24 protein-coding genes and 2 pseudogenes are annotated in these 23,895 nt (G+C 54.4%); 22 read left to right on the plus strand and 4 right to left on the minus strand.

Annotated elements, in window-relative coordinates; genetic code table 11:
* Positions 1–40: 40 nt before the first annotated feature.
* The 3 genes and pseudogenes from ACTID9_RS08960 to ACTID9_RS08970 all read right to left on the minus strand — a co-directional run bounded on the left by ACTID9_RS08960 (position 41) and on the right by ACTID9_RS08970 (position 3,803).
* Positions 41–1,150, minus strand: a complete 1,110-nt coding sequence (locus ACTID9_RS08960; RefSeq protein ID WP_441070856.1) for a Ger(x)C family spore germination protein — start codon at positions 1,148–1,150, stop codon at positions 41–43.
* Positions 1,147–2,247: pseudogene (locus ACTID9_RS08965) on the minus strand (GerAB/ArcD/ProY family transporter). The gene ACTID9_RS08960 and the pseudogene ACTID9_RS08965 overlap by 4 nt, the downstream one beginning before the upstream one ends.
* Positions 2,244–3,803, minus strand: a complete 1,560-nt coding sequence (locus ACTID9_RS08970) for a spore germination protein (RefSeq protein ID WP_441070857.1) — start codon at positions 3,801–3,803, stop codon at positions 2,244–2,246. The pseudogene ACTID9_RS08965 and the gene ACTID9_RS08970 overlap by 4 nt, the downstream one beginning before the upstream one ends.
* A gap of 169 nt (positions 3,804–3,972) precedes the next feature.
* Between ACTID9_RS08970 and ACTID9_RS08975 the strand changes: the two genes are divergently transcribed.
* The gene (locus tag ACTID9_RS08975) at positions 3,973–4,329 is read left to right on the plus strand and encodes a PD-(D/E)XK nuclease family transposase (RefSeq protein ID WP_441070858.1); all 357 of its coding nucleotides are present in this window, start codon (positions 3,973–3,975) and stop codon (positions 4,327–4,329) included.
* A 69-nt stretch (positions 4,330–4,398) separates the two neighbouring features.
* On the opposite strand, the gene ACTID9_RS08980 is transcribed toward ACTID9_RS08975, so the two are convergent.
* Positions 4,399–5,823, minus strand: a complete 1,425-nt coding sequence (locus ACTID9_RS08980; protein ID WP_441070859.1) for a sigma-54 interaction domain-containing protein — start codon at positions 5,821–5,823, stop codon at positions 4,399–4,401.
* 276 nt (positions 5,824–6,099) lie between these two features.
* Here ACTID9_RS08980 and ACTID9_RS08985 point away from each other — a divergent pair, with 276 nt between their 5' ends.
* From ACTID9_RS08985 to ACTID9_RS09085, 21 genes and pseudogenes are all read left to right on the plus strand, one after another.
* Positions 6,100–6,756, plus strand: coding sequence for a CoA transferase subunit A (locus ACTID9_RS08985; RefSeq protein WP_441072509.1), 657 nt, complete (start codon positions 6,100–6,102; stop codon positions 6,754–6,756).
* A complete protein-coding gene (locus tag ACTID9_RS08990) occupies positions 6,753–7,412 on the plus strand; it encodes a 3-oxoacid CoA-transferase subunit B (RefSeq protein WP_441070860.1) in 660 nt (219 codons plus the stop codon). Before ACTID9_RS08985 ends, ACTID9_RS08990 begins: the two co-directional genes overlap by 4 nt.
* 98 nt (positions 7,413–7,510) lie before the next feature.
* The gene (locus tag ACTID9_RS08995) at positions 7,511–8,338 is read left to right on the plus strand and encodes a transporter substrate-binding domain-containing protein (RefSeq protein ID WP_441070861.1); all 828 of its coding nucleotides are present in this window, start codon (positions 7,511–7,513) and stop codon (positions 8,336–8,338) included.
* A gap of 74 nt (positions 8,339–8,412) precedes the next feature.
* Positions 8,413–9,078 (plus strand): amino acid ABC transporter permease, encoded by a 666-nt coding sequence (locus tag ACTID9_RS09000; protein ID WP_441070862.1) that lies wholly within the window; start codon positions 8,413–8,415, stop codon positions 9,076–9,078.
* A 39-nt stretch (positions 9,079–9,117) separates the two neighbouring features.
* On the plus strand, positions 9,118–9,840 hold the full coding sequence (locus ACTID9_RS09005) for an amino acid ABC transporter ATP-binding protein (protein ID WP_441072511.1): 723 nt from the start codon (positions 9,118–9,120) through the stop codon (positions 9,838–9,840).
* A gap of 51 nt (positions 9,841–9,891) precedes the next feature.
* Positions 9,892–11,073, plus strand: a complete 1,182-nt coding sequence (locus ACTID9_RS09010) for a thiolase family protein (RefSeq protein ID WP_441070863.1) — start codon at positions 9,892–9,894, stop codon at positions 11,071–11,073.
* Between the two features lie 16 nt (positions 11,074–11,089).
* Positions 11,090–12,119 (plus strand): annotated as a pseudogene (locus tag ACTID9_RS09015) (ketopantoate reductase family protein).
* Positions 12,120–12,153: 34 nt separating this feature from the next.
* Positions 12,154–12,864: a M15 family metallopeptidase gene (locus tag ACTID9_RS09020; RefSeq protein WP_441070864.1), complete on the plus strand. Its 711-nt coding sequence runs from the start codon at positions 12,154–12,156 to the stop codon at positions 12,862–12,864.
* Positions 12,865–12,969: 105 nt separating this feature from the next.
* The gene (locus tag ACTID9_RS09025; RefSeq protein ID WP_441070865.1) at positions 12,970–13,953 is read left to right on the plus strand and encodes a helix-turn-helix transcriptional regulator; all 984 of its coding nucleotides are present in this window, start codon (positions 12,970–12,972) and stop codon (positions 13,951–13,953) included.
* 69 nt (positions 13,954–14,022) lie between these two features.
* Positions 14,023–15,264, plus strand: coding sequence for a hypothetical protein (locus tag ACTID9_RS09030; protein WP_441070866.1), 1,242 nt, complete (start codon positions 14,023–14,025; stop codon positions 15,262–15,264).
* A 94-nt stretch (positions 15,265–15,358) separates the two neighbouring features.
* On the plus strand, positions 15,359–15,907 hold the full coding sequence (locus ACTID9_RS09035; protein ID WP_441070867.1) for a hemerythrin domain-containing protein: 549 nt from the start codon (positions 15,359–15,361) through the stop codon (positions 15,905–15,907).
* Positions 15,908–16,082: 175 nt separating this feature from the next.
* Positions 16,083–18,059 (plus strand): methyl-accepting chemotaxis protein, encoded by a 1,977-nt coding sequence (locus ACTID9_RS09040; protein ID WP_441070868.1) that lies wholly within the window; start codon positions 16,083–16,085, stop codon positions 18,057–18,059.
* Between the two features lie 156 nt (positions 18,060–18,215).
* On the plus strand, positions 18,216–18,869 hold the full coding sequence (gene eutL / locus ACTID9_RS09045; protein WP_441070869.1) for an ethanolamine utilization microcompartment protein EutL: 654 nt from the start codon (positions 18,216–18,218) through the stop codon (positions 18,867–18,869).
* A 15-nt stretch (positions 18,870–18,884) separates the two neighbouring features.
* Entirely contained in the window at positions 18,885–19,367 is a 483-nt protein-coding gene (locus tag ACTID9_RS09050; RefSeq protein ID WP_441070870.1) for a BMC domain-containing protein, read from the plus strand.
* A complete protein-coding gene (locus ACTID9_RS09055) occupies positions 19,364–20,830 on the plus strand; it encodes an acetaldehyde dehydrogenase (acetylating) (RefSeq protein WP_441070871.1) in 1,467 nt (488 codons plus the stop codon). The genes ACTID9_RS09050 and ACTID9_RS09055 overlap by 4 nt, the downstream gene beginning before the upstream one ends.
* 26 nt (positions 20,831–20,856) lie before the next feature.
* Positions 20,857–21,144 carry a BMC domain-containing protein gene (locus ACTID9_RS09060; RefSeq protein WP_122917418.1) on the plus strand — a complete coding sequence of 96 codons (288 nt, stop codon included), beginning with the start codon at positions 20,857–20,859 and terminating at the stop codon, positions 21,142–21,144.
* 11 nt (positions 21,145–21,155) lie between these two features.
* Complete coding sequence (gene pduL, locus ACTID9_RS09065) at positions 21,156–21,926, plus strand: phosphate propanoyltransferase (RefSeq protein WP_441070872.1); 771 nt, start codon at positions 21,156–21,158, stop codon at positions 21,924–21,926.
* A 5-nt stretch (positions 21,927–21,931) separates the two neighbouring features.
* Entirely contained in the window at positions 21,932–22,750 is an 819-nt protein-coding gene (locus tag ACTID9_RS09070; protein ID WP_441072513.1) for a hypothetical protein, read from the plus strand.
* Between the two features lie 4 nt (positions 22,751–22,754).
* Positions 22,755–23,024 carry a EutN/CcmL family microcompartment protein gene (locus ACTID9_RS09075; protein ID WP_122917420.1) on the plus strand — a complete coding sequence of 90 codons (270 nt, stop codon included), beginning with the start codon at positions 22,755–22,757 and terminating at the stop codon, positions 23,022–23,024.
* Between the two features lie 10 nt (positions 23,025–23,034).
* Positions 23,035–23,376: a BMC domain-containing protein gene (locus tag ACTID9_RS09080; RefSeq protein WP_122917421.1), complete on the plus strand. Its 342-nt coding sequence runs from the start codon at positions 23,035–23,037 to the stop codon at positions 23,374–23,376.
* A gap of 15 nt (positions 23,377–23,391) precedes the next feature.
* A complete protein-coding gene (locus ACTID9_RS09085; protein ID WP_441070873.1) occupies positions 23,392–23,835 on the plus strand; it encodes a EutP/PduV family microcompartment system protein in 444 nt (147 codons plus the stop codon).
* The last annotated feature ends 60 nt before the right edge of the window (positions 23,836–23,895 follow it).

Raw genomic sequence — 23,895 nt, forward strand, 5'->3', positions numbered from 1 at the left:
CTGACCGTTTGGAAGCCAGGGGGATTTTTTCAGCCGCTTCCTATTGCGTCGTTCCCACCCCGATAATGGTGACGTTTACCTTTACGTTCACATCTCCCTTCGCGAGCGCTTCGCCCCAGTCATCTTGCACAGCTTTCCAATGTCTGTATTCATAAGCACGCGCGTGCAAGCCAAGGCCAATCGGATCGATTTTCGCTTTTTGAATTTTGCGGATGAGCCCCTCGAAGCGTCTTTCCAACTCCGCTTCCATGTCCTTCTCCAGTTTTTTCGCCTCTTTCGTAACATCGAGCTGAAACAGTCGTTCCGTCAAACCTACTCTCATGTTTACGTCGATGTCGAACTTGAACTTGTCGTCTGCAAATCCTGTCTTCGTTTTGACGGAGATTTTCTCGGCGGTGAAGCTATACCGATTCGCCGGGAAAATCTCACCCTTCGGTTGATCGGGGGCGCTAAACGTGAAGCCGAATTCCCCTTTCAGCTTGTTCTTCAAAATGCGAAGCAGCTTGTTCTCGTCGGCACCAATGCTGAACGCGTATTTTCCCCCTTCTTCGAACAGCGCCGTACCGACGACGAGCACCTCTCCATCGTTGCTGAGGTTGGTCACGCTCGGCGTTATCCCTTTTTCGTACGTCTCCCTGCGAAGATCCTGCAGCGTTGTTTTTACGGTAAGATTACGGCGGGCGGCCGTATCGATCAGCTTTGCGAGGTAAAGGGGCAGACGCGGCTTGTTTTTGGGTTTCAATTGAATGAGCTTGTAAGCAAGTCCGTCGACCATTGCAATTCTGACGTTCACGGTATTTTTCGGGTCTCGCAAAAACGGCTCCAGCAACTTGAACCAGCCCTTATGCTGCATCACGCGCTTTCCGATCAAAAACACCTGCGCTTTCCCGCCGGTCGTCAATGCCATAAACGTTTTGTCGTCTTCCTCCCTCGATTTCCGCAGCGTTTCTGCTTTGGAGACGTAGACCTCTTCTTTTATTTTTGCCTCTTTATTGAAAACGGGGCTGGATGCCGAAAAAATCAAGTTGTTTTTTTCATCAAGATCGATGCCGACGAGAAGTGACAAGGATGCGTCTTCGATATCGATCCGATTCGCACATCCTGTCGCTACCAATGTCAGGGACAAAAGCCCGATCAACAACTTCTTCATTCGGCTTTCCCCCTTCGGAACAGTTCGAAGCCGCGGACATAGACGTACAGAAGTACAGGCAGTACATACATGACAACCATCCCGGCGTAGGACAGCAGCTTCACCCATTCGTCGGCTTGATTCCATGTCGGCTTCACCACATAGATCACTCCGATTGCGAGCAATAAATAAATGGCGCTGTGCAGGCGATGATCCTGTTTGTGGCGGATTTGGGATGTTGAGAAAACGGTGCAGTAAATGTAGATGATCCACGCCTTGGACACGACAAATAAATAAACAGCCAAAATCACCATATCGAACCGTTCCAGAAAGCGAAACTCGATGTTTTTGAGCAAACTGAGCACCGGTTGATTCAGCGTTGTGATTCCATCCGGCGTATAAAAAACGAAGCAAACGATGGTGACGTACAGATAGTAGAGCATCGTCATCGTATTGGCGATGATAAACCCGTGTATGGCGTACTGCTTGTTTCGCAGAAACGGATGAATGAAAAACAGGACCTCGATGCCCGCAAAAGCGAAAACCGTCGTCGGCAGTCCCTTCAAGACGGGGCCCCACCCTTCCTTGAGCACAGGCAGCAGATGGAGAGGCTCGCCTCTCTCCAGCGGAAACAACAAACAAAGCGGGATCCACAGCATCATATAAAAGACGAGTTCCACGTAGCGGGCTTGTACGCGCAAGCCATTGGAAACGAGAATCTAGGTTGGGATGGCAAACAGCAGCAAGACCTGGTATCCCGGGGTTTTCGTCAAAAACCATGCTTTGATATAGAGCATCGAATTCACCAGGATGTCGAGGCCAAAAAAGGCGAAATAGGCAATCAACGGAAGAAAAAGCAGCTTCCCGAATCGCTTCCCGAACAAGTAGCCGAACAAATCCAGCATCGTAAAGTTGGGATATTTCCGAAGCGTCAGCAGGATGACCCAGCCTGCCAAACAGTTGATCAGCCATGCCACGATGATCGTCAACCATCCGTCCGTTCCGCTCTTTTCGGCAACCTGCCGTGGAAGTGACAATATCCCGGTTCCGACTTGTGCCCCGTGGATCAGAAAAATGTATTGCATCAAGGTAATTTCGTTCATCGCATATTTCTTCATGACTGGTCCCCTCTCGGCCGTTTGTGGCCCATCCGGACTTCTTGCGTCGGTCTGGCGCTTTTCGGCCGCTTGACCATCGTCCATAATGGGAACCGGATGAACGTATCCTTCATATCTGCCCAACGGAACGGTGCCAGCGGGCTGCCGTAAGGAGTCCCAAGCGACTCCAGGGTGACCAGATGGGCAACCAGCGTCATCGCGCCAACCACGATCCCGATGATCCCAAACAGCGAGGCCATCACCATCATCGGGAACCGCAACAGCCTGACAGCGGTCCCCATATCATAGCTGGGTAAAATGAAAGAAGCGATCGCGGTAGAGGCAACCACAATGACCATGATGTTGCTGACGATGCCTGCTTGTACAGCAGCCTGACCAATGACGATGCCGCCCACGATCCCGATCGTTTGCCCAACCGGAGCAGGAAGGCGGATTCCAGCTTCACGCATCATTTCCAGCATGATTTCCATCATTGTCGCTTCCAGAAGCGGAGGAAACGGCACGCGCGCCCTCGATTCGGCGATCGACAAAAACAATTGAAGCGGGACCACCTCGTAGTTGTACGAAATGAACGCAATATAGACAGCCGGGAGAAGCAGGGCGATCATGAAAGCCAGAAAGCGCAGAAGCCGAATAAACGATGTAATCTGCCAACGCATGCTGTAATCATCGATACTCTGGAAAAAGGAAGTAAACGTAGCCGGGGCGATGATGACGCTGGGCGAACGGTCAACGATCACGACAAAACGACCTGCCAGCAGTTGAGCTGCTGCTGAATCCGGACGCTCCGTGATGATGAACTGGGGAAACGGCGAAAACGAGTTATCCTCGATAAACTCAGCCAATTCCCCCGTATTGATCACCGCATCCACATCGATTTGGCTAATTCGCGTTTCCAGTTCCACAAGAACTTCCGGATGGGCGACATCTTCGAGATACATGATCCAGACTTGTGTTTTCCCGCGGCTCCCGACCACATGCTTTACAATGCGAAGCTCGGGGTTCGGAATGTACCTTCGCAGCAGCGAGATATTTTGCATTCCGATCTCCAAAAATCCTTGATGCGCCCCTTTTAGCGAGCTTTCCAGCTGGGGATCTTCGATCGCGCGCTGGGGCCAGCCTTTTGTATCGTAGACCCACGCCTCCTGCCGACCTTCCATGAAAAGAACGCTCTCTCCAAAGAGAATGGCGGTTACCACATCGCCCCAGTTTGTAACGGTGTTGAACCCGCTGATCGTGGGCATCGGGATGTCCATTTCGCTTTTTGGATCGAGGTTGCCATACATCAATGGTCCCAGGATGTTGTTGTTGAGCGCATTTTTATCCGTCATTCCGTCAAGATAGCAAAGAGCAATCGGAGTCTCTTGAGGGCCGATCGTTACCTGATAGATAACCAAATCGGGTGACGCAGGGAAAGAACGGTGGATTTCCTCGATATTCCGCGACAATTCCGGATGAAGGGGACAAACCTCTTCCTGAACCGGTTGGTTCGAATTCACCCGTTTTCCCCCGTGGGAGTAACGTTTTCTTTTGAGGAAATCACCAAAAAAGAACATGATCAACTCCCCCAAACGTGTAATATTTTCTTAGGATGGATAATCGTTACGGCATTATTCATGTGCTGCATCACGCTGGCTCCAGAACGGTTCGGCTTGCATATTTTTGCTCAAGCGGTCTGTCTTTTTCTATCATCAAGACAATGATAAAATGAAAGGAGAGAAAAAGATGAATCGGAGGGCAAGCGAAAGGACGGTGGAGGAATTGGCTCAGCGAGAACCCGCAATCCGCAAAGCAATGACCGTGCTTGAGTTTCTTAACCAAAATGAAGATGCCCGAAAATTGTATGAGATGCGCCTGAAAGCGCAAAGGGATGAGGCAAACATGCTGGAAGGCGCAAGGGAAGAGGCGATGGCCGCAGGCAGAGCAGAGGGCAGAGCAGAAGGAATCGCCCAAGGCAAAGCCGATGCAAAAGCGGAGGTCACCCGCAACATGCTGCGAGCAGGCATGAGCCTCGCTCAAATCGCAGCGTTCACGGGATGTACCGAACAAGAGATTGAAGAGTTGAAGAAAAACGATGAGTAAACACGAAAGATCCGTAAAAAGGCCATCCCAACCGGCCTTCTTACGGATCTTTTTCTGATTGCCAATCTTCTATTCCTCTCCCGGCTCCAGCTGAATTCCGTACTTCTTCACCCGCCGCATGAACAGCGATTGCGTGATGCCGAGCGCCTGCGCCGTCTTCCGCGAGCTTTTGTGCGTCTTCAGCGCCTGCAAAATCAACTCCGCCTCGATTTTTTCAATTCGTTCCGTAAGCGACAGGCTGGTGTCGAGCGTAAGCAAGCTTTCCTCGATCGTACTCATCCCGCGCAGCTCCTCCGGCAGGTCGGATATTTGAATCTCCACGTTTTTGGCGGTGATCACGATGCGCTCCACCAGGTTTTCCAGCTCGCGGACATTGCCTGGCCAGTCGTAGTGATGCAGCACATCGAGCACCTCAGTGGAAAATTTGCGCGCCTGGTTGTGCTTGATATTGAATTTCTGCAAATAAAAGTAAAGCAGCGGGAAGATGTCCTCGGTTCGCTCGCGCAGCGGCGGGACGTTGATCGGCAGGATGTTCAGCCGGTAATACAGATCGTGGCGGAACTTGCCGGCCTTCACTCGATCGAGCAGGTTGGCGTTGGTAGCCGCGATGATCCGCACGTCCGCCGTATACGCCTTCGTATCGCCGATCGGCATGTAGGTTTTGTTTTGCAAAAGCAGCAGCAGCTTCGACTGCAAATGAAACGGCAGCTCGCTGATTTCATCCAAAAAGAGCGTGCCTTTTTCCGCCATTTTCACCAGACCGATTTTCCCCGTTTGGCTCGCTCCGGTAAACGCCCCTTTTTGATACCCGAACAGCTCGGATTCGATCAGCGATTCAGGGATCGCGCTGCAGTTGACATGCACGAACGGCGCGTCGCAGCGGTCGCTGAGCTTGTGAATATGTTCGGCATGATACGTTTTGCCCACGCCGGTTTCGCCGGTGATCAGGACGGTCGTATCGACAGCGGCGACTTTTTTCAACAGTTCGAGCAGCGACAAGTAGGAGCGGCTGCTGCCGATCAGCGTGGCAGGCATGCTGCTTTGCGCTTCGCGTTTCATCAAGTCGATCTCCTGGCTGTAGCGCCTGAGCAGCGCGACGGTCTCTTCCAGCTGTGAGCTTGTCCGTACCGCTTCGGTGATGTCGCGCGAATGGGCGACGATCAAATCAGGCTTGCCATGCTCGTCCGGGATGATATAGCCGGTGACGAGGTAGCGGCTCCGGTTGTTCACCAGCTGGATGGTGGTTGTCGTCTTGCCCGTTTCCAGCACAAGGCGCGTGATCGAGGGACTGAAGATGCCCATCGATTCCAGCTCGGCGACGTTGCGGCCGATCAGCTCCGATTTCGGCAGCCCGCACAGATTTTCGCTGGCATTGTTCATCCAGAGGGTGGTTCCGATCGCATCCGAAATATAGATACCGTCCGCAAGCACGTTAAAGATGTCAATGAGGTGGCTCAGCTTGAATTTTGACAAAATTTCTGCCTCTTTGTTCATTGGCGATCCCTCCCGTCTCTCACTAATCATCTGTATTCTACCGAAATGAATCGGTTTTGAAAATATGCGAGTCGAAATCGCTTCGCTAGAAAAGATGCGACATTTCTGCCGATTTCGGTTCAACTGTGAATCGGATTCGATTCGACAAAAAGGCTGATATTGTCGAAAAAGCGCGTCTTGTAAGCGTTTTTTATTTTGGCACGGCTTTTGCAATACTAGTGAGGTGTACAAGACAACGCAAAAAGAGGGATGAGATTGAATCCGTTGTTTTCCAAAATGGTTTCCCTGTCGCAAGCACTGGAAACGATTACAGACGGGACAAGCCTGATGTATGGCGGGTTCGGCGGGATCGGTTCGCCAGCGGACTTGATTGCAGGAATTATGAATAAAGGGGTGCGCGATCTTGCGCTGATCGGCAATGACGCCGGTTTTCCCGATGCGGGAATCGGGCGGCTGATCACCAACGGCCAGGTCAAATCCCTCGTCACTTCACATATCGGCTCCAATCCGGTCGCAGGTCAGCAGATGATGGATGGCACGCTCGCGATCGAATTTTTCCCGCAAGGCATTCTCGCTGAAAAAATTCGCGCGGGAGGCGTCGGGCTGCCCGGCATCATCGTCGATGTGGGCATGGGGACGATCGTGGAAGACGGCAAGCAAAAAGTGCAGCTGAACGGCGGCACGTATTTGGTCGAACCGGCGCTTACGGCAGATGTGGGCATCGTGTATGCGAAGCGGGCCGACACGTATGGCAATCTGATTTTTGACAAAACGGCGCGCAATCTCAACCCGCTGGTGGCAATGGCCTGCGAGGTGACGATCGTCGAGGTGGAGGAACTCGTTCCGGTCGGGGAGCTGGACCCGGAGATGATCGTTACCCCCGGAATCTACGTGGACTATATCGTGCAGCGAAACGGAGGGGAGACGCGATGAGCCAGGGGAATGTCACGCGCTACCTGATCGCTCGCCGGGCCGCCAAAGAAATCGAGCCGGGGATGGCCGTCAATCTGGGGATCGGGATACCGGAGCTGGTCGCCGATTTCATCCCGAACGAGTGGAATGTGATGTTCCATTCCGTCAACGGTATTTTGGGCATCGGGCCGACACCGCCAAAAGGCGAGGAAGATCCCCATCTGTTCAATGCCGGCGGCGCGCCGGTCACAACCTTGCCAGGCGCTTCCTTTTTCGATACGACGATCGCGTACGGAATGATTCGGCGCGGGATGCTGGACGTCGCGATGATGGGGGCGCTGCAGGTGAGCAGCCGCGGCGATTTGGCCAACTGGATCGTGCCTGGTCAACGGGTGCACGGGATCGGTGGAGGTACCGAGTTGGCGCACAAGGCGAAAAAGGTGATTGTGCTGATGAATCATCTGAATGCGGAAAACGAGCCGAAAATCGTGCGCGACTGCACGCTTCCGCTGACGGCCAAGGCTTGTGTCGACCTGATTATCACGGAGATGGCGGTCATCGAGGTGACGACTGACGGACTGGTGCTCAAAGAAGTGATGTATCCGCACACGCTGGAGCAAGTGATCGCGCGTACGGCTGCACCGCTGAAGCTGTGTGAGCGGCTTCAGCTGGATTAAGGATCAAAATGGGAGAGGGGGTGTTGCTGTTTCTCGCAGGAGCTGAGAAACGCAGCGTTCTTGATGAAAAACCAAAACAGAAACAGGGGGAAGAAACCATGAAAAACTTGAAAAAATCTGCAGGTGTTGTTGCCACTCTTTTATTGTCCATGTCACTTTTGGTCGTTGGCTGTGGCCAATCCGCATCCAATACATCCGGGCAGCCGGCAGCTGGCGGCGAAAGCAGCGCCGCTGCGTCCGGCATGACCAAAGAAGCTGGCGTGTTCACATATGCGGCATCCGGTGAATACCAACCGTTCAGCTACTTCAAAGACGGTCAGCTGACCGGTTTCGATATCGAGATCGGCGAAGAGATCGCCAAGCGTCTGGGGCTGAAGGCAAATCCGGTAACATCCCCGTTCTCCGGCATCATCGCAGGGGTGAAGGAAGGCCGCTACGATGCAGCGATCGCAAGCCACGCGATCACCGAGGAGCGCAAACAGCAGATTGATTTCGCTGATCCGTACTATTTGTCCGGCGGTCAGCTGTTCACACGGCCAGACGGCAACATCACCACGCTCGATCAGCTGAAAGGCAAGGAAGTTGCGGTAGCGCTCGGAACCACCCATGAAAAAATGGCCCGCCAATACACAGACAATATCAAAACATATGACAGCGATGTAACCGCGCTGCGCGCGTTGGAGCAAGGCAAGCACGATGTGGTCATCACCGACAGCGTCGTTGGCGAAATCGCGATTGGGCAAGGCCTGAAAATTAAGAAAAGCGGCGCGGCTCTGACAGAGGTACAACACGGAATCGCGGTGCGCAAAGGCAACACCGAGCTGTTGAACAAAATCAACGAGGCGCTGAAAGCGATGCATGAAGACGGCACGTATGTGAAGCTCTCGGAAAAATACTTCAATCGCGACATCAGCAAAAAAGACTAATCCGTTTCAACGCCTACCATCTCGGAGTGCCGGAGGTGGTAGGTGCATTCCATTTCAGCAAGGAGTGACCTATCGTGCCAAGCCTTTCCCATTTGCTTGAAGAATTGTTCCGGACGCTTCCGTTTTTTTGGAAACCGCTTCTGTTGACATTTGAATTGACGATCGCCTCGGTCATCGTCGGGACGATCATCGGACTGTTTATCGCCCTGCTCAAAGTGTCCAAAGTCCCGGGCGGCTCCCTGATCGCCAACTGTTACATCGCCATTATCCGCGGCACGCCGCTGATCGTGCAAATTTTCGTGCTCTATTTCGGTTTTTACAAAGTGATTGACCTCGGCCAATTCTGGTCCGCAACGCTGGCACTTGCGATCCACAGCGGCGCGTACATCGCCGAAATTTTCCGCGGTGCTATCCAGTCGATCGACAAAGGACAGCGCGAAGCAGGTCTTTCGCTCGGGATGAACGCGGCCCAGACGATGCGCCGCATCATTTTGCCGCAAGCGCTGAAACGTTCCGTGCCGCCGCTCGGCAACCAGTTCATCCTGTCTTTGAAAGAATCGTCCCTGGCCGCCTTCATCGCGATGGACGAGCTGTTCTCGCTGGCGCGCCGCCTGTCTGCCGAAACGTTTGACGAAATGACGTACTTTTTGATCGTGGCGCTCTATTATTTTGTCATCGTGCTGATTTTCACCATACTCGTCAACAAATTGGAACGCCGTATGGCCAAAGGCGACATCTAGGAGGGCGAATCGATGAGTACATCCGTAGCGAAAAAAGAAATGATCCGCGTGCAAAACCTGAAAAAAAGCTTTGGCAGCAACGAGGTCCTGAAAGATATCAATCTGACGGTCAAGCAAGGGGAAGTGGTCGTGCTGATCGGCGCGAGCGGTTCCGGCAAAAGTACGCTGATCCGCTGCATCAACTTTTTGGAGATGAAAGATGCGGGCGATATCGTCATCGAGGGCAAGAGCATCGATCCGAAAAAAGACGATTTGACAAAAGTGCGCCAAACGGTCGGGATGGTTTTCCAGCATTTCAATCTGTTCCCGCATAAAAGCGTGCTGGAAAACGTGATGGAAGCTCCGATGATCGTGAAAAAAACGAGCCGCGAGGAAGCAAAGAAGGAAGCGCTCCACCTGCTGGCGAAAGTAGGACTTGTCGACAAAGCGAACATGTATCCGTCCAGCTTGTCCGGCGGGCAAAAGCAGCGCGTGGCGATCGCCCGTTCCCTGGCGATGAAGCCCGACATCATGCTGTTTGACGAGCCGACCTCGGCGCTCGATCCCGAGCTTGTCGGCGAGGTGCTGGAGACGATGAAGCAGTTGGCCCGCGAAGGCATGACGATGATCATCGTGACGCATGAAATGGGCTTCGCCAAAGAGGTGGCCGATTGGGTAGCGTTCATGCACCAAGGCAAAATCATTGAATTGGCGCCGCCTGCCGAAATTTTCAACAACCCAAAAGAAGAAAGAACAAGGGAATTTTTGAATCGGGTCCTGTAAGAGCCCGATTTTCCTACATCCAAAAACCGCACAAAACAGGGAGTGACTGGCATGAAAGATGTTGTGATCGTAGCAGGCGCGCGAAGCGCAGTGGGAGCATTCGGGAAAAGCTTGCGCCCCCTCTCCGCCACGGAAATGGGACGTCAGGTGTTGGAAGGACTCATGGCCAGAACGACCTTGCCGAAGGAAGCGGTCAATGAAGTTATTTTGGGCAATGGCTATGTGCATGGAGGCGGCTTGAACGCAGCGCGCATTTGCTCGCAGCAAGCCGGTTTTCCGCGCAGCGTATACGGCCATGTCGTGATCAAAGCGTGCGGATCGGGCCTGAAGGCGATCACGAGCGCTGCCTTGGCGATCGGAGCAGGTCAGGAAGACGTCGTCATCGCAGGCGGCGTGGAGAGCATGAGCAATGTGCCGTACCTGGTGAAAAACCGCTGGGGCAGCAAGTTCGGCAATTTGGAGATGGAAGATGCCCTCTTGTCTGACGGATTGATCTGCTCGCTCGAGCGTGAGCATATGGGCAATACGGCGGAGCGATTGGCCGTCCAATACGGAATTAGCCGCGAGGAGCAAGATTTGTTCGCGCTCGCCAGCCATCAAAAAGCGGCGCAGGCGATTGCGGCAGGCAAATTCGACGATGAGATCGTGCCGCTTGAAATCAAAAGCCGCAAAGGCGTGCAAGTGTTCAAACAGGACGAATCGGTGCGGATGGAAGCGAACATCGACGATTTGGCAAAATTGCCGGCTGTTTTCCAAAAAGACGGCACGGTTACAGCGGGCAACGCTTGCCCGATGAACGACGGCGCCGCTGCCGTATTGATGATGTCGCGCGAAAAGGCAGAAGAGTATGGCTTGAAGCCGCTTTTGACCGTGAAAGCATTCGCCAGCGCCGGCGTGGAGCCGAACATCATGGGCATCGGCCCTGTGCCAGCGACCCGCAAAGCGTTGGAGAAAGCAGGCTTGACGCTGGATGATATCGGTCTGATTGAATTGAATGAAGCGTTTGCGGCTCAGTCGCTCGCGGTGATCAAAGGGCTGGAGCTGGACCCGGCAAAAGTAAACGTCAACGGTGGCGCAATCGCCTTGGGTCATCCGGTCGGGGCTACCGGCGGCAAATTGACCGTGACGCTGATGCACGAAATGCTTCGCCGCAAAGAAAAATACGGCATGGTGACGCTGTGCATGGCCGGCGGCATGGGCTTGTCCGTCATTTACGAAAACGCCACGCTGTAGGCAGGGGGAGATTTTCGTGCGAACTGCCATTATGGGCGCCGGATCGCTTGGAACGATCATCGGCGCATTTCTTTCGCGTGCGGGAGTGCCGGTTGAGCTGATCGATGCCAACGCAGCGCATGTGGAAGCCTTGAATCGGCATGGGGCGACGGCAACAGGCTTTACGGAATGCACCGTGCCGGTGTCAGCCTATACCCCGGATCAAATGAACGGCACCTACGATCTGGTGCTGCTTTTGACCAAACAGACATACAATCAGCAGGTGCGTGCTGTCGGGCTTGCTGCCTTTCCTGCACAGCGAAAGCATAGTCTGCACGCTGCAAAACGGTGTGCCGGAAGAGCGGGTGGCCGCCATCGTTGGTCGGGAACGGGTGATCGGCGGAGCTGTCGGCTTTGGCGCAACTTGGGCGGGGCCGGGTGTATCGCAATTGACGACGCCGCTTGAAACCGTGGCCCGCTACGCGTTTGAAATCGGCGAGCTGGACGGCAGCGATTCAAGCCGCATCCGCCACGTGCAAGAACTGCTCAGCCATGTCGGCGGCTGCCATGTGGTTTTCAATCTGCTTTCGATCAAATGGTCCAAGCTTTTGATCAATGCGACATTCAGCGGGATGTCTGCGGCGCTTGGCTGCACGTTCGGCGATGTGCTCGAAGATGAGCGGGCGATGGCGTGTGTCGCGCAAATCGCTGACGAGACGATCAGAGTGGCGCACGCCCAAGACATCCGGCTTACATCCATGCAAGGCAAAGACCTCGAGGAGCTGGCGCTTGCCCCTGGCGAGACGTTCCATGTTAAGCTGCCGATCTATCGTCATGTTTTTGCCCCACATGCCGCGCTCAAGGCAAGCATGCTGCAAGATTTGGAACGCGGGCTGCCGACCGAAATCGACTGGATGAACGGCCTTATTTGCCAAAAAGGCAGGGAGTTGGGCATTCCGACGCCGTTTAATGATCGGGTTGTGGCTTTGGTCAAAGCGGCGGAAGCGTCAGGTGTGCGTCCCGACACCCGGCAAAATCTTGCCACCATGCTCGGCGAGCAATGGTAAAATAGAGGCATCAGGGCAGACGGAGATGATACTAATGAAAGAAAGATCGATGGCGATCCCGCCGGAAGCGATCGTGGAGCAAGAAGCAGCGAGCCAGCCTGTCATCGAGGAGTGCGGCGAGCCGCTCGTGTCCTTGACCGGATATGCGCCTGGCATCGAGGTTTACCCGTTCTACTATCACCTTGGTTTTCAGCAGGCAAAACCGGATTGCTTGATCCGGGAAGGCGTGGCCCGCAAGCTGGCGGCGGCTGCGAGCAAGCTTCCTGCCGGCTATTCGCTGGTGATTTGGGACGGGTGGCGCCCCTTTGCAGTCCAGCAGGAGCTTTATGACCGGACGAAAAACCAGCTGCTTGCGCAAGGATGGCAGGAAGGCGAAGCGCTGGAAGCGGAGATTTCCCGCTTTGTGGCAAAGCCTACCACCAATGTGGACAAGCCTTCCCCGCATTTGAGCGGCGGTGCGGTCGATCTCACGCTGGCAGGGCCGGATGGCTGGCTTGAGATGGGCACGGATTTTGACGATTTCAGCGAACGCGCGCTGACTCGTTATTTTGAACAAAACGGCCCGGCTACCGATCGGGAGCGCGAAGCGATGGAAAACCGCCGCCTGCTGTATCATTTGCTCGTCGAAGAAGGCTTTACCAACTATGATGAAGAATGGTGGCATTTCGAGTACGGGACGCTCAGCTGGGCACGCAAGAAACAGGCGACAGCCTTTTATCGCGGGATTTTGTCCACGGAAGGATAGCTTGTAACAGGTCAGCCAGTACCTTCTGGTTGGCCTTTTTTCATGGCAGCAGCCGTGGAATTTCAGCGGTTTTTGATAGGCTTATCAATGGAATGGGTGGGATAAATGGGGCGACTTGGCAATTTGCTTAGGTTATGGATGATCATCAAGAACCATTCCGAACAAAATCCGGTAGGCATGGAGAGATTACGTCATGAGTTGGAAATCAAGCCGCGAATGATTCGGGAGTATATCCGTATTCTTCAAGACGAAGGATGGGAGATTGAGTCCAAACGCGGCAGGTATGGAGGCTATTATTTGGCTTCCCAATCAAAATACCATCGATTATTACCGATCATTGGGCTATCCCACGAAGAACAGCTGGCATTATATTTAGCCAGGCAAATGTTGACTGGTAGCAAGGGAAGCGATATGGAAGTCATCGAGCAGTCGCTGGAAAAAATATTGGGTACGGCTCGTTTCATGAGCAATGTGGGGTATAACGGCGATGATCGTCACATCATGTTCCATGTAGGGAATGCTGAAAGGTTAACGGAAACTGATAAATTTCACTTTTGGCAAATCTATAAATCGATTATGGACCAGCGGAAGGTCAAGATATTTTATAACCCTGTCAGTCAGAAAAAAAGTTGGCGTGTCATTCATCCATATGCGATTTGGAAGCATCATCAGACGACCTATATTCGGGCATTTTGTGAAAACGCCAATCGAATGCGGACGTTTAAATTGAACAGAATCTTGCAGGTGGAATGTCTCGATGAGACTTTTGACTGGCTCCCGGCTTACAGTCATGTGGAGGATGTTTCCTACCGGATTGGCGTCTCTGACGATGAGGAATTGGAGCTTACACTACGACTTGTTGGATGGGAAGAACGCGCAATTTATGAACAGACGTTGGTTGAAGATTACCGGATTGAACCTTGTCCGAGTGGCGACGGGGTGATATTTTCAGCGAGGGTAAAAGGCAAGGAAGATATCAAACGATGGATATTAGGAATGGGACGAGAAGTTCAGGTGATTGAGCCGCTCTCGTTAAAGGTAGAGCTACAAGAAGAAATTGCGGAAATGAAAAATAATTTTTCAATCTGACAGATATACTGCCACAATCAAAGGTAGATTTGATAGAGACAGCAAATGAATTGGTTGAGGGGCGGTTTGATGAACATGATGATTTGCGAATATGTGAATGAAAACCATATGGTAACGGAGTTCGTCCGGTATACCTATCAGAACAAGCTGATCTTGGGAAGTGGTCACAAGCACGCTCTATTTGTCTGGGGACATGAATTTTGGATCCCTGAAGGCGGAAAGAACGGTTATACAGGTGCCATCGATTTACTTGCTACCGACGAGTGCGGGAATGTGTGGTTGATTGAGGCGAAGCAGAGCTGCAATCCTGAACTGTCCGGCACGATTTGGGAGAACCAGATCATGGGGTACCGACGAGCGCTCAGCCGCCGAACACAGGAAGAAATTTCGCTGAAAGCGCGAAGGTTTTTACTGAACAAAGGAGGAAGCGGTTTCAGCCATCCTTACCGATCGCATGAATGCGACAGTCTTCTTGAGGCGTTTCGCAATTGGGCCGTGTATCAAGGTAAGGAGGCTGCGTTTGGAAACAAACTGTATCATCAATCCATGCAGCATATCCGGGAAGAAGCGTTTATTTGTGCAGTCATGGCGGATACCTTTCGAAAAGATGTGTGGGAAGGCAGACCCAGCGACGAAAAGCAGTACGGATATATTGTTGTGGAAGGAACAGAAGCGTCATTTCAGGCCACGGCTGTAGTCACTTCAGACAGAGTGGATTATGGGAATCATCAAGATTATGATGCGCGCGCGAAAAGCTGGACTGAGCTTGTAAATGAAAAGAGAACGGTAAAGCCTGCCCCGGAGACGATCGGATTGTATTTGACACCGCAGGTCCACTCCTTGTATAGAGAGTGCCTGGCCCGGTTGCAGGAGGTAGGCTGGAGAGGGGACTACAAATCCAACTCGAAAGCGTTTATTGTAGACTTGCCGACGAAGTACGGCGTTCCGATTCGCATTCATCTGGGATGGGTGGATTTCGATGCAAGCTTCTCCATTGAAAATCGATTGCCAGGAGAGCTGGGATTAAAGTTTAACATTGATTTCCGCCATTTCAAAAGCAGCCCGGATCAATCGCTACAGCAGGAAGGGTACAGATTGGCGAAGCAATTAGCCGATCAAGCTCGTTATAATGGCCGTGGCAAAGGCTTGAATATCCAGATTCGCGACCTCAGTGAGGAAGAGAAAGCATCGTGGGACTGGGAAATGTATCGAAGAGTTGACCATGAGGATCGCGACTATTTAGGAAGAAAGGAAGAGATTCCTGATTTTGAAAATGCCTGGAACTTCCTCCAGCAATTAGTAAAATGGTAGCGCATGATCACCAAAAGTGTGATTTTCGTCACAGCACGTCTCATTCCAACGGGATACACTAAAAGCAAATCTCCTATGGAAGGACATGCATACGATGGCAAACGGAAGTGCGCGATCAAAACAAGACCTGACGGATTGGCAACCGGCGAATGCCGACGAATACAAGCAAGTGCTCTCGATCATTTCGCCGCAGCTGCATCCGTATGTGGCGGAGCACGCGGAATTGAGCACGCTGATGGACGAGGTGCGCGAGGGATTCAATCGTGACGTGTATCGGACTGCGCTCGATGCAATCGGCGAGGAATTGGAGCATCATTTCCGCTATGAGGAAGACTTCATTTTATCGAAGCTTGCGAATCATATCCCGACGGAAGAAGCGGGGCCGATCAAAAAGCTGAAAAGCGAGCATCAGATCATCCGCGATCGGCATGCGGACGTATCCAAACTGCTGGGAGAGAGTCCGAGTGAAGCGGTGGACAAAGAGCTGATGCAAAAGATGAACCTCTTGGCGTATTTGCTGAAAAAGCACATCGAGAAAGAAGATCACTATTTTTTCCCGCTGGTCAGCCTCATCTTGACCGAGGCGGAGAAAGATCAAATCGCTGCGGAAATTGCGGCTGCGGGCAGACACAGCGACAAATAAAACGACACCCTCTGTTCCTCCAAAATGGAGGCGGGGGGTGATTTTTGTTTTGACAGAGCCGGCCGAAACAGCGACAGCCTGCCTTTTTCAAAGCCAAGACAAGCAAAAGGTTTCAGCCTGAACGAATGGGGGTAATACTTGGTAAATCGCTTTTTTGCTGTAGGAGGAGAGAAAGATGGCAATGAAAAGCATACGTGCGAAATTATTGCTAATAGTCATTCCCATTTTATTGGTGTCGAATATCGGTTTGATCTGGTTCACGTATGACCGCTCGGCTGCATACCTGGAGGCGAATTTTCGCAAAGACGCAGGGTCACAGCAGGAAGTGTTGAAAAACAAGGTCAATGCGTGGCTGCAAGTTCATTTGGAGCGATTGCAGACGATGGCGGCGACGGAAGAAATCACCGGCTTCGATCAAGCCAAACAGCTGCAATATTTGAAACAGGAGCAAGGACACCATCCCGAGTATGAAATGCTGTTCGTCGCTGCAAAAGACGGGGCGGCCATCACATCGTCTGACGCTCATACGAATGTGGCGGAGCGCGCCTATTTTCAAGCGGTCATGAGCGGCAAACCGTATGCGATCTCTGATCTGCTCATCTCCAAGACAAGCGGCAACCAAATCGTGGTCGTCGCGGCCCCGATCGTCAAGAACGGGGCGACGGTAGGCATGGTCGGCTGCACGATTCCGGTCGATACGATGGGCGAATTGGTCGCAAAAGCCAGGCTTGGTGAAAGCGGTACCGCCTTTATGACGCAGGCAGATGGTCTGATGATCGCCAATCGCGATAAAGCAACCATCATGAAGGAAAACATTTCGCAGACGGGCGCCGCTACGTTAAAAGAAGCGCTGGCCCGCGCTGTCAAAGGTGAAACAGGGGTTACCGACAACACGTTTAACGGGGAAAAAGAACTCATTTTTTATACGACGATTCCGTTGACCGGCTGGGCTTTGTTCATGTCCGCACCGCTTTCCGAAGCTACCCAGCAAGTAACCGAGCTGTCGCAAATCTCTTTGCTGGCGGCAGCGATCATCCTCGTCATCGCGACGGCAGGGGTATTCGCATTTACGACTCGCTTGGTGCGTCCGCTGCAAAAGATGAGCGAACTGACGGAACAAGTCGCACAGGGCGATTTGACGATTCAGCTTACGCACCGTTCCCAGGATGAAATCGGCCGCCTCGCCAACCACTTCATGGTCATGATCGAAAACATGCGCAATGTGATCGGCAAGATTGGCGGCGCGACCGAGCAAGTGAAGCAATCGTCCGAATCGCTCGCCATGATGAGCAAGGAAACGAAGCACGCAGCCGATCAGGTTGCGCTGACGATTGCTGAATTGGCAGCGGGGACGGCTGAAACGGCGGAATCGGTGACGGACGCGACGGAAAAAATGAACCGGGCCATCGCGACCGTCCAGGAAATCGCTACTTTTACGGATCGCGTCATGGAGGCGTCCGAGCAAAGCAAGGAATCGGCCGAGAACGGCCGCAGCCACGCCGTCGAAGCCATGGCGAAAATGGAAGAGCTGCAAAAAGTCACACAGCAAACGTCGTCCATCATTGAAAAATTGGACGGGCACTCCAGAGAGATCGGCTCGATCGTCGGCATGATTACAGCCATCGCGCGGCAAACCAACCTGCTCGCCTTGAACGCCTCCATCGAGGCGGCGCGTGCGGGCGAACAGGGCAAAGGCTTTGCCGTCGTCGCGGAAGAGGTGCGCAAGCTGGCCAATGAAACCGGCCATTCTGCCGAGCAAATCGCGGACTTGATCAGGCAGACGCAGCATGAGAGCCGTCTCGCCGTTGAATCCGCCACCCACGGGGCGAAGATGATGGCGGAGGGTGCCGCCGTGGTGAAGCAGGCTGGGACCGCGTTTGACGACATCGCTGCGAATGTGGACAATGTTGAACAGCATAACCAGCAAATCCACGCGGCAATCAAGGAGCTTTTGCAAATGAGCGGGCGCATTTTGAATGACATGGAAAACATTTCGGCCGTCACGCAGGAGGCGTCGGCAGGGGCGGAAGAAGTCAGCGCGTCCAGCCAGCAGCAGGCAGCAGGTGCCAACCAGATCGCCGCCGATGCGCAAACCTTTACGGAGCTTGCGGAAAACTTGCAAACGCTGGTGAAACAATTCAAAACAGAATAATGAAGAAAACAATTGCAATTCTGACAATTAACTTTTATAGTAAAAGATAAGTAAATACAAACAGGCAAAGGTGCCTCGGAGAGCAGGAGTAATTCTGCCACGAGGCACCTTTTTTGTTACTTCAATAGGCAACGAACGGAAAGCTGAGGTGAAAAAATGGAAAATCAACCGATACGGGCGGTGCCGCTTGCCGTTCGGATCATCCCGAACGTCGATTCCGGCTTGGCGGAAAAGCTGGAGCTGGCTCCTGCGATCCGCAGCCTGGGCTTGTTGACCTCGACCATCGATGATGTCGGGTATACGGCGATTGACGAAGCGACCAAAAAGGCGGCGGTTGAGGTGGTCTATGCCAAATCGTTTTATGCAGGCTCCGGCCATGCCTCCGGGCCGTTGTCCGGCGAGTTTCTCGGCATCATCGGCGGCGCGACGCCGGCGGAAGTGACGAGCGGGTTGGATGCTGCGATGGCATTGATGGAGAGCGGCGCATGTTTTTACTCCCTCAACGACGAGGGAACCCATGCGTATTACGCCCACGTCGTGTCGCGCACCGGCACGTATTTGTCAAAGGTAGCGGGAATTCGCGAGGGCGAACCGCTCGCCTATTTGATTGCGCCGCCGCTGGAAGCCGTCTATGGGCTGGACGCGGCGCTGAAGGCAGCGGATGTGACGATTCAGCAATTTTACGGCCCTCCGACGGAAACGAACTTTGGCGGCGGGCTGCTGACTGGCAGCCAATCCGCCTGCACAGCTGCTGCTCAGGCTTTTGCCGATGCGGTGCGCAGCGTCGCCTTGCAACCGAGGAAGCTGTAGAGAGGAGGGAGGCCGATGGAAGGAGCAGCTTTTTCACTTGGCATGATTGAAACGTGGGGCTTCCCGGCGCTCGTGGCCGCCGCCGATGCAGCCGCCAAGGCAGCGGATGTCAAAATCGTGACATACCAAGGTGCGGATGCAGGCATCGTGACCGTCTACGTCATTGGCGACGTGTCTTCCGTGCAAGCTGCGGTCGACGCAGGTGCACAAGCGGCATCCCGCGTGGGCAAATTGCTGCACGTTCATGTGATTGCAAGGCCGGATGCGAGCGTGCCGCGCATGATATGGCAGCTGGTGCAAGGCAAGGAGCACAAGCAGGAACAATTGGAAGCGGTTACAGAAGGGCTCGAGCATAAATCGGTGTCAGAATTGCGCAAGCTGGCGCGTTCGCTTGCCGATTTTCCGCTAACCGGCGTGGAGATCAGCACAGCGCGCAAAGAGGAATTGCTTCTGCACCTGCGCGAGTTCGAGGCAAAGCGGGGTGACGAGAAGAAATGATGCTGGACCCTGATTTGGCATCTGTGCAAGAGGTGCGCAACTGTTTGCAGGAAGCTGCACAGGCGCAAAAACAGCTGGAAGCGCTCAGTCAAGCCGAGATCGATTCGATCGTGCGCGCCATGTGCGATGCGGGTTTGCGCGAAGCAGAGAGACTGGCTGCGCTTGCGGTTGAGGAGACCGGCTTCGGCAATGCGGCTGACAAAAAAGTAAAAAACGAATTCGCCGCGCGCGACGTATACAACGCGATGAAAGATGTGAAGACGGTCGGGATCATCGGCAAGGATGAAGCGAACAAAGTGTGGGAAGTGGCGCAGCCCGTCGGCATTGTGGCCGGGATCGTGCCGTCGACCAACCCGACGTCGACGATTTTGTTCAAATCGCTGATTGCGGTGAAAGCGCGCAATGCCATCGTGTTCAGTCCACACCCTTCGGCGGCGAATTGCTCGCATGAGGCAGCGATGGTGATGCGCCATGCGGCAGAGCAGGCGGGAGCCCCGGCGGGTCTGATCCATTGCATCACGAAACCGACGCTCGCCGCCACCAACGAGCTGATGCGGCACAAGCTGACCGACCTGATCCTTGCCACGGGCGGGACGCAGATGGTGAAAGCGGCCTACAGTTCCGGAAAGCCGGCGTATGGCGTGGGTCCCGGCAATGTGCCGGTGTATGTGCATGCGAGCGCCGATCTCAAGCAAGCGGTGCGGCGCATCATCCAAAGCAAAACGTTTGACTACGGGACGATTTGCGCGTCCGAACAGGCACTGGTGGTTGACCAAAGCATCAAGCGGCAGTTGGTTCGCGAGCTGACCGAACAAGGCGCATACGTTCTCGATGAACAGGAGAAAGCGCGCGTGGCTGCGGTCATCATGGTCAACGGCGGGCTCAATCCACAGCTCGTGGGCCGCTCCCCGCACAAGATCGCGGAGATGGCGGGAATCGTGATTCCTTCCTCCACCCGCGTGCTGATCGCGGAAGAAGTGCACGTCGGGAAGACGCACCCGTTCTCCATTGAAAAGCTGTCGCCGATTCTGGCGCTCTATACGGTTGCCGATTGGCGGGAAGGCTGCCAGCGCTGCATGGAGCTTTTGGAGCTTGGCGGACTCGGGCATACGCTCGGGCTGCACTGTGAGGACGACATGGTCATCGAGGCGTTCGCGCTGGAGAAGCCGGCATCGCGGATTGTGGTGAATGCGGGCACGACGTTTGGCGGAATCGGCGCGACGACGGGAATTCTGCCCTCGATGACGCTGGGCTGCGGCTCATTTGGCAACAACATTACATCGGATAATATCGGCCCCAAGCATCTGTTGAACATCAAACGGGTCGCCTTTGGCATACGCGACATGCCGGAGCAGTCGGCAAGCCAGCCACAAGCGACACAAGCGACGGGCACAGCGTCCGGCATCAGCCGTGAAGAGGTCATGGCGATCATCAAAAGCGTGCTGGCGGAATGGAAAGCTTGATGAATGAATAAGGGAGGTTTTTTGAAATGGCGGGAGAAATGTCAGCGCTTGGCATGGTGGAAACAAAAGGATTGGTCGGTGCAATCGAAGCAGCGGATGCGATGGTGAAAGCGGCCAATGTGAAATTGATTGGGAAAGTGCATGTGGGCGGCGGCTTGGTCACCGTCATGGTGCGCGGGGATGTAGGCGCGGTCAAGGCATCGACGGACGCGGGCGCGGCAGCTGCGGAAAAGGTGGGAGAGCTGGTCTCCATCCACGTCATCCCGCGCCCGCACTCCGATATTGAACTGATCCTGCCTCGCCTGGAAGGCTGAGGGAATAGCCGATGGCGCTGATAACCGAATCATCGTTGCGGTCAATGCTTTCCGCAGGGATCCCCAACCCGTTTCCGGTAGGGGCGGGCGACAAGATCACCCCGGCAGCCATCGATTTTCTGAAGGGGAGAGGAATTCAGGTGAAGCCGTCACAACCGAATGAAGCTGCAAATGACCAGCCGTCTTCCATACCTGTCGGCGTCTCCAACCGGCATGTCCACCTGTCGCAGGAGCATGTGGAAATGCTGTTTGGCAAAGGGCACACGCTGACGCCGCTGCGCAATTTGTCGCAGCCCGGCCAATTTGCCGCAGCGGAAGTTTTGACCCTGCACGGATCGAAAGGGATGATCCAGCATGTGCGTGTGCTCGGGCCCGCGCGCGGCGAAAGCCAGGTGGAAATCTCCCGGACCGATGGCTTCGTCCTCGGCATCCATCCGCCTGTCCGTCTGTCCGGTTCCATTGAGGGAACGCCCGGAATCACCTTGATCGGTCCAAAAGGCTTCGTCACGCTAGGGCGCGGGGTGATCATCGCCAAATGCCATGTCCACATGTCGGTGGAAGAGGCGAAGCAGTATGGGGTGGCACATGGCGATTCCCTGGTTTTGCGAACGGCCGGAGAGCGCCCGATCATCTTCCCGGATGTGCCGGTGCGCGTGTCCCCCCAGTTTGCGCTCGACTTTCACATCGATCTGGACGAGGCCAACGCCGCCAACCTGAAAACCGGCGATTCCGTCCTGGTCGCAGGTAAAAACGGCGTGCTGCACAGAGGGGAGGCTGGGTGACGTTGATGGATGTAAAAGAAATGATCACAGCCATCACGCGCGAGCTGTTAGCCCAGATGGCACAGGAGCAAAAACCAGCCGCTCCGAAGGTGCTGTACCTGTTCTGTGACAGCACGGCGCACGAGCCGTTTTTGGACCAATTCATCACGTTGAAAAATCACGGCATATGCCACGACTTGCTTTTTCTCGATGGCGAGACATCGTCTTGGCTCGGCATGCATCGGATCGAATGCGGCGGCGCGGGGAAGCTGATTGCCATCGATGAATACGCGCCGGCACCGCTGGAGGTTCCCCGCGAGTACGACGCGATCATCGTGCCGGAAATCGATCTCGACAATGCGGCGCGGGTGGCAGCCGGTATGAAAGGAACGGTAAAAGCGGAAATCGTGCTCGCCGCGCTGGTGACAGGCAAGCCGGTTTTTGTCGGGGAAGACGTGCCGGGGATCAAGCGCGCGGACAGGCGAACGCTGCAAACCGTCTCCTTGCCGCCGGCCTATCAGGCGCTGTTTGCCCGACATTTGGCGGCAATGCGTGAGCTGGGGGTGCAATTGCGCCCGCAGCGGCAGTTGGCGGAAGGAGCGATCGCCTGGTTCCGCAAGCAAGAGCTGCTGTCTGCAGCAGAGCAGCGTCAAACCGGGCAGGCAGGCGAGCCGCAAGAGGAGCCGGTGTTTGACGGCAGACTGTTGACGGCAGACTGGCTGCGGGCGAACCTGACTTCCACCACCAGCGCGCTCGTCATCCCAAAAGGGGCGATTGTCTCTCCGCTTGCCGCAGACATGCTGCGGGAAAAAGGGATCGCGCTGCAATTCATCGGCAAAGGGTGATCGTATGTTTTTGGGCAAAGTGATTGGAAGCGTCTGGGCGACACAAAAGGAAACCGGCATGGAAAACCTGAAGCTGATGATGGTCCAGCCGATCGATACCAAGGAGTGCGAGAGCGGCCAGGTTGTGATCGCCGCCGACCGCATCGGCGCAGGCGTCGGCGAGCGTGTCATCGTTTCGCGGGGGACGCCCGCCCGCATCCTGTTCGGCCAGGGGAACGCGCCGATTGATGCCGTGATCGTCGGCATCGTGGATTCGTTTGAAGTCGCAGAGTAGGGGGAAGGGAATGGAGCAGGACCGACAGCGCGTCATCCAGGAGTATGTGCCGGGCAAGCAGGTCACGTTGGCCCATGTGATCGCCAACCCCGACCCGGTGCTGTATACCAAGCTAGGCATCAAGGAACTGGGCGCCATCGGGATCATGACGCTGACGCCGACGGAAAGCTCGATCATCGCCGCGGACATCGCGACCAAGGCTGCCAATGTCGATCTGGGCTTTCTCGACCGGTTTACCGGCTCGTTGATCGTTGTCGGCGATGTATCGGCAGTGGAGATGGCGATCGAAGCGGTGAATACGTTTTTGTCCACGAAGCTGCGCTTTGCGCCGGCGATTTTGACGAGATCGTGAAAGGAGGCTTCCGGGATGAAGCGGGTCATGATCATCGGAGCGGTTGGAGCAGGCAAATCGTCCCTGGTGCGCGCACTCGAAGGCGACGATGAACCCGCGCGAAAGACACAGACGCTGGAATTCCACGACTGGATCATCGATACGCCGGGCGAATACAGCGAAAATCCGCTGTATTACCGGACGCTGATGGCCACCTCGCTGGAAGCGGGCCTTTTGCTCATGGTGCAGGATGCGACGCGCGACCGCAACTATTTTCCGCCAGGCTTTTCGCAAGGCTTTCCCGTCGCGCCGATCGGCGTGGTGACCAAGATGGATCATCCGGATGCGGATGCAGAGCGGGCCAGAACGCTTTTGCATGAGTCGCTTGCTCCCGATCAACCGGTATTTCTCACATCGGCTGCGACCGGTGCGGGCATTGCGGAATTGCGCCGCTTTTTGCTGGATGCATTGAAAACGTAGAAAAATCGGACGGAAAAAGGAATGAAGCGGCCCCTAGCGAAAATAAAATAGATGAAATAA

This window comes from Brevibacillus fluminis (assembly GCF_052072235.1).
In the GTDB taxonomy this organism is placed as follows: domain Bacteria; phylum Bacillota; class Bacilli; order Brevibacillales; family Brevibacillaceae; genus Brevibacillus_D; species Brevibacillus_D fluminis_A.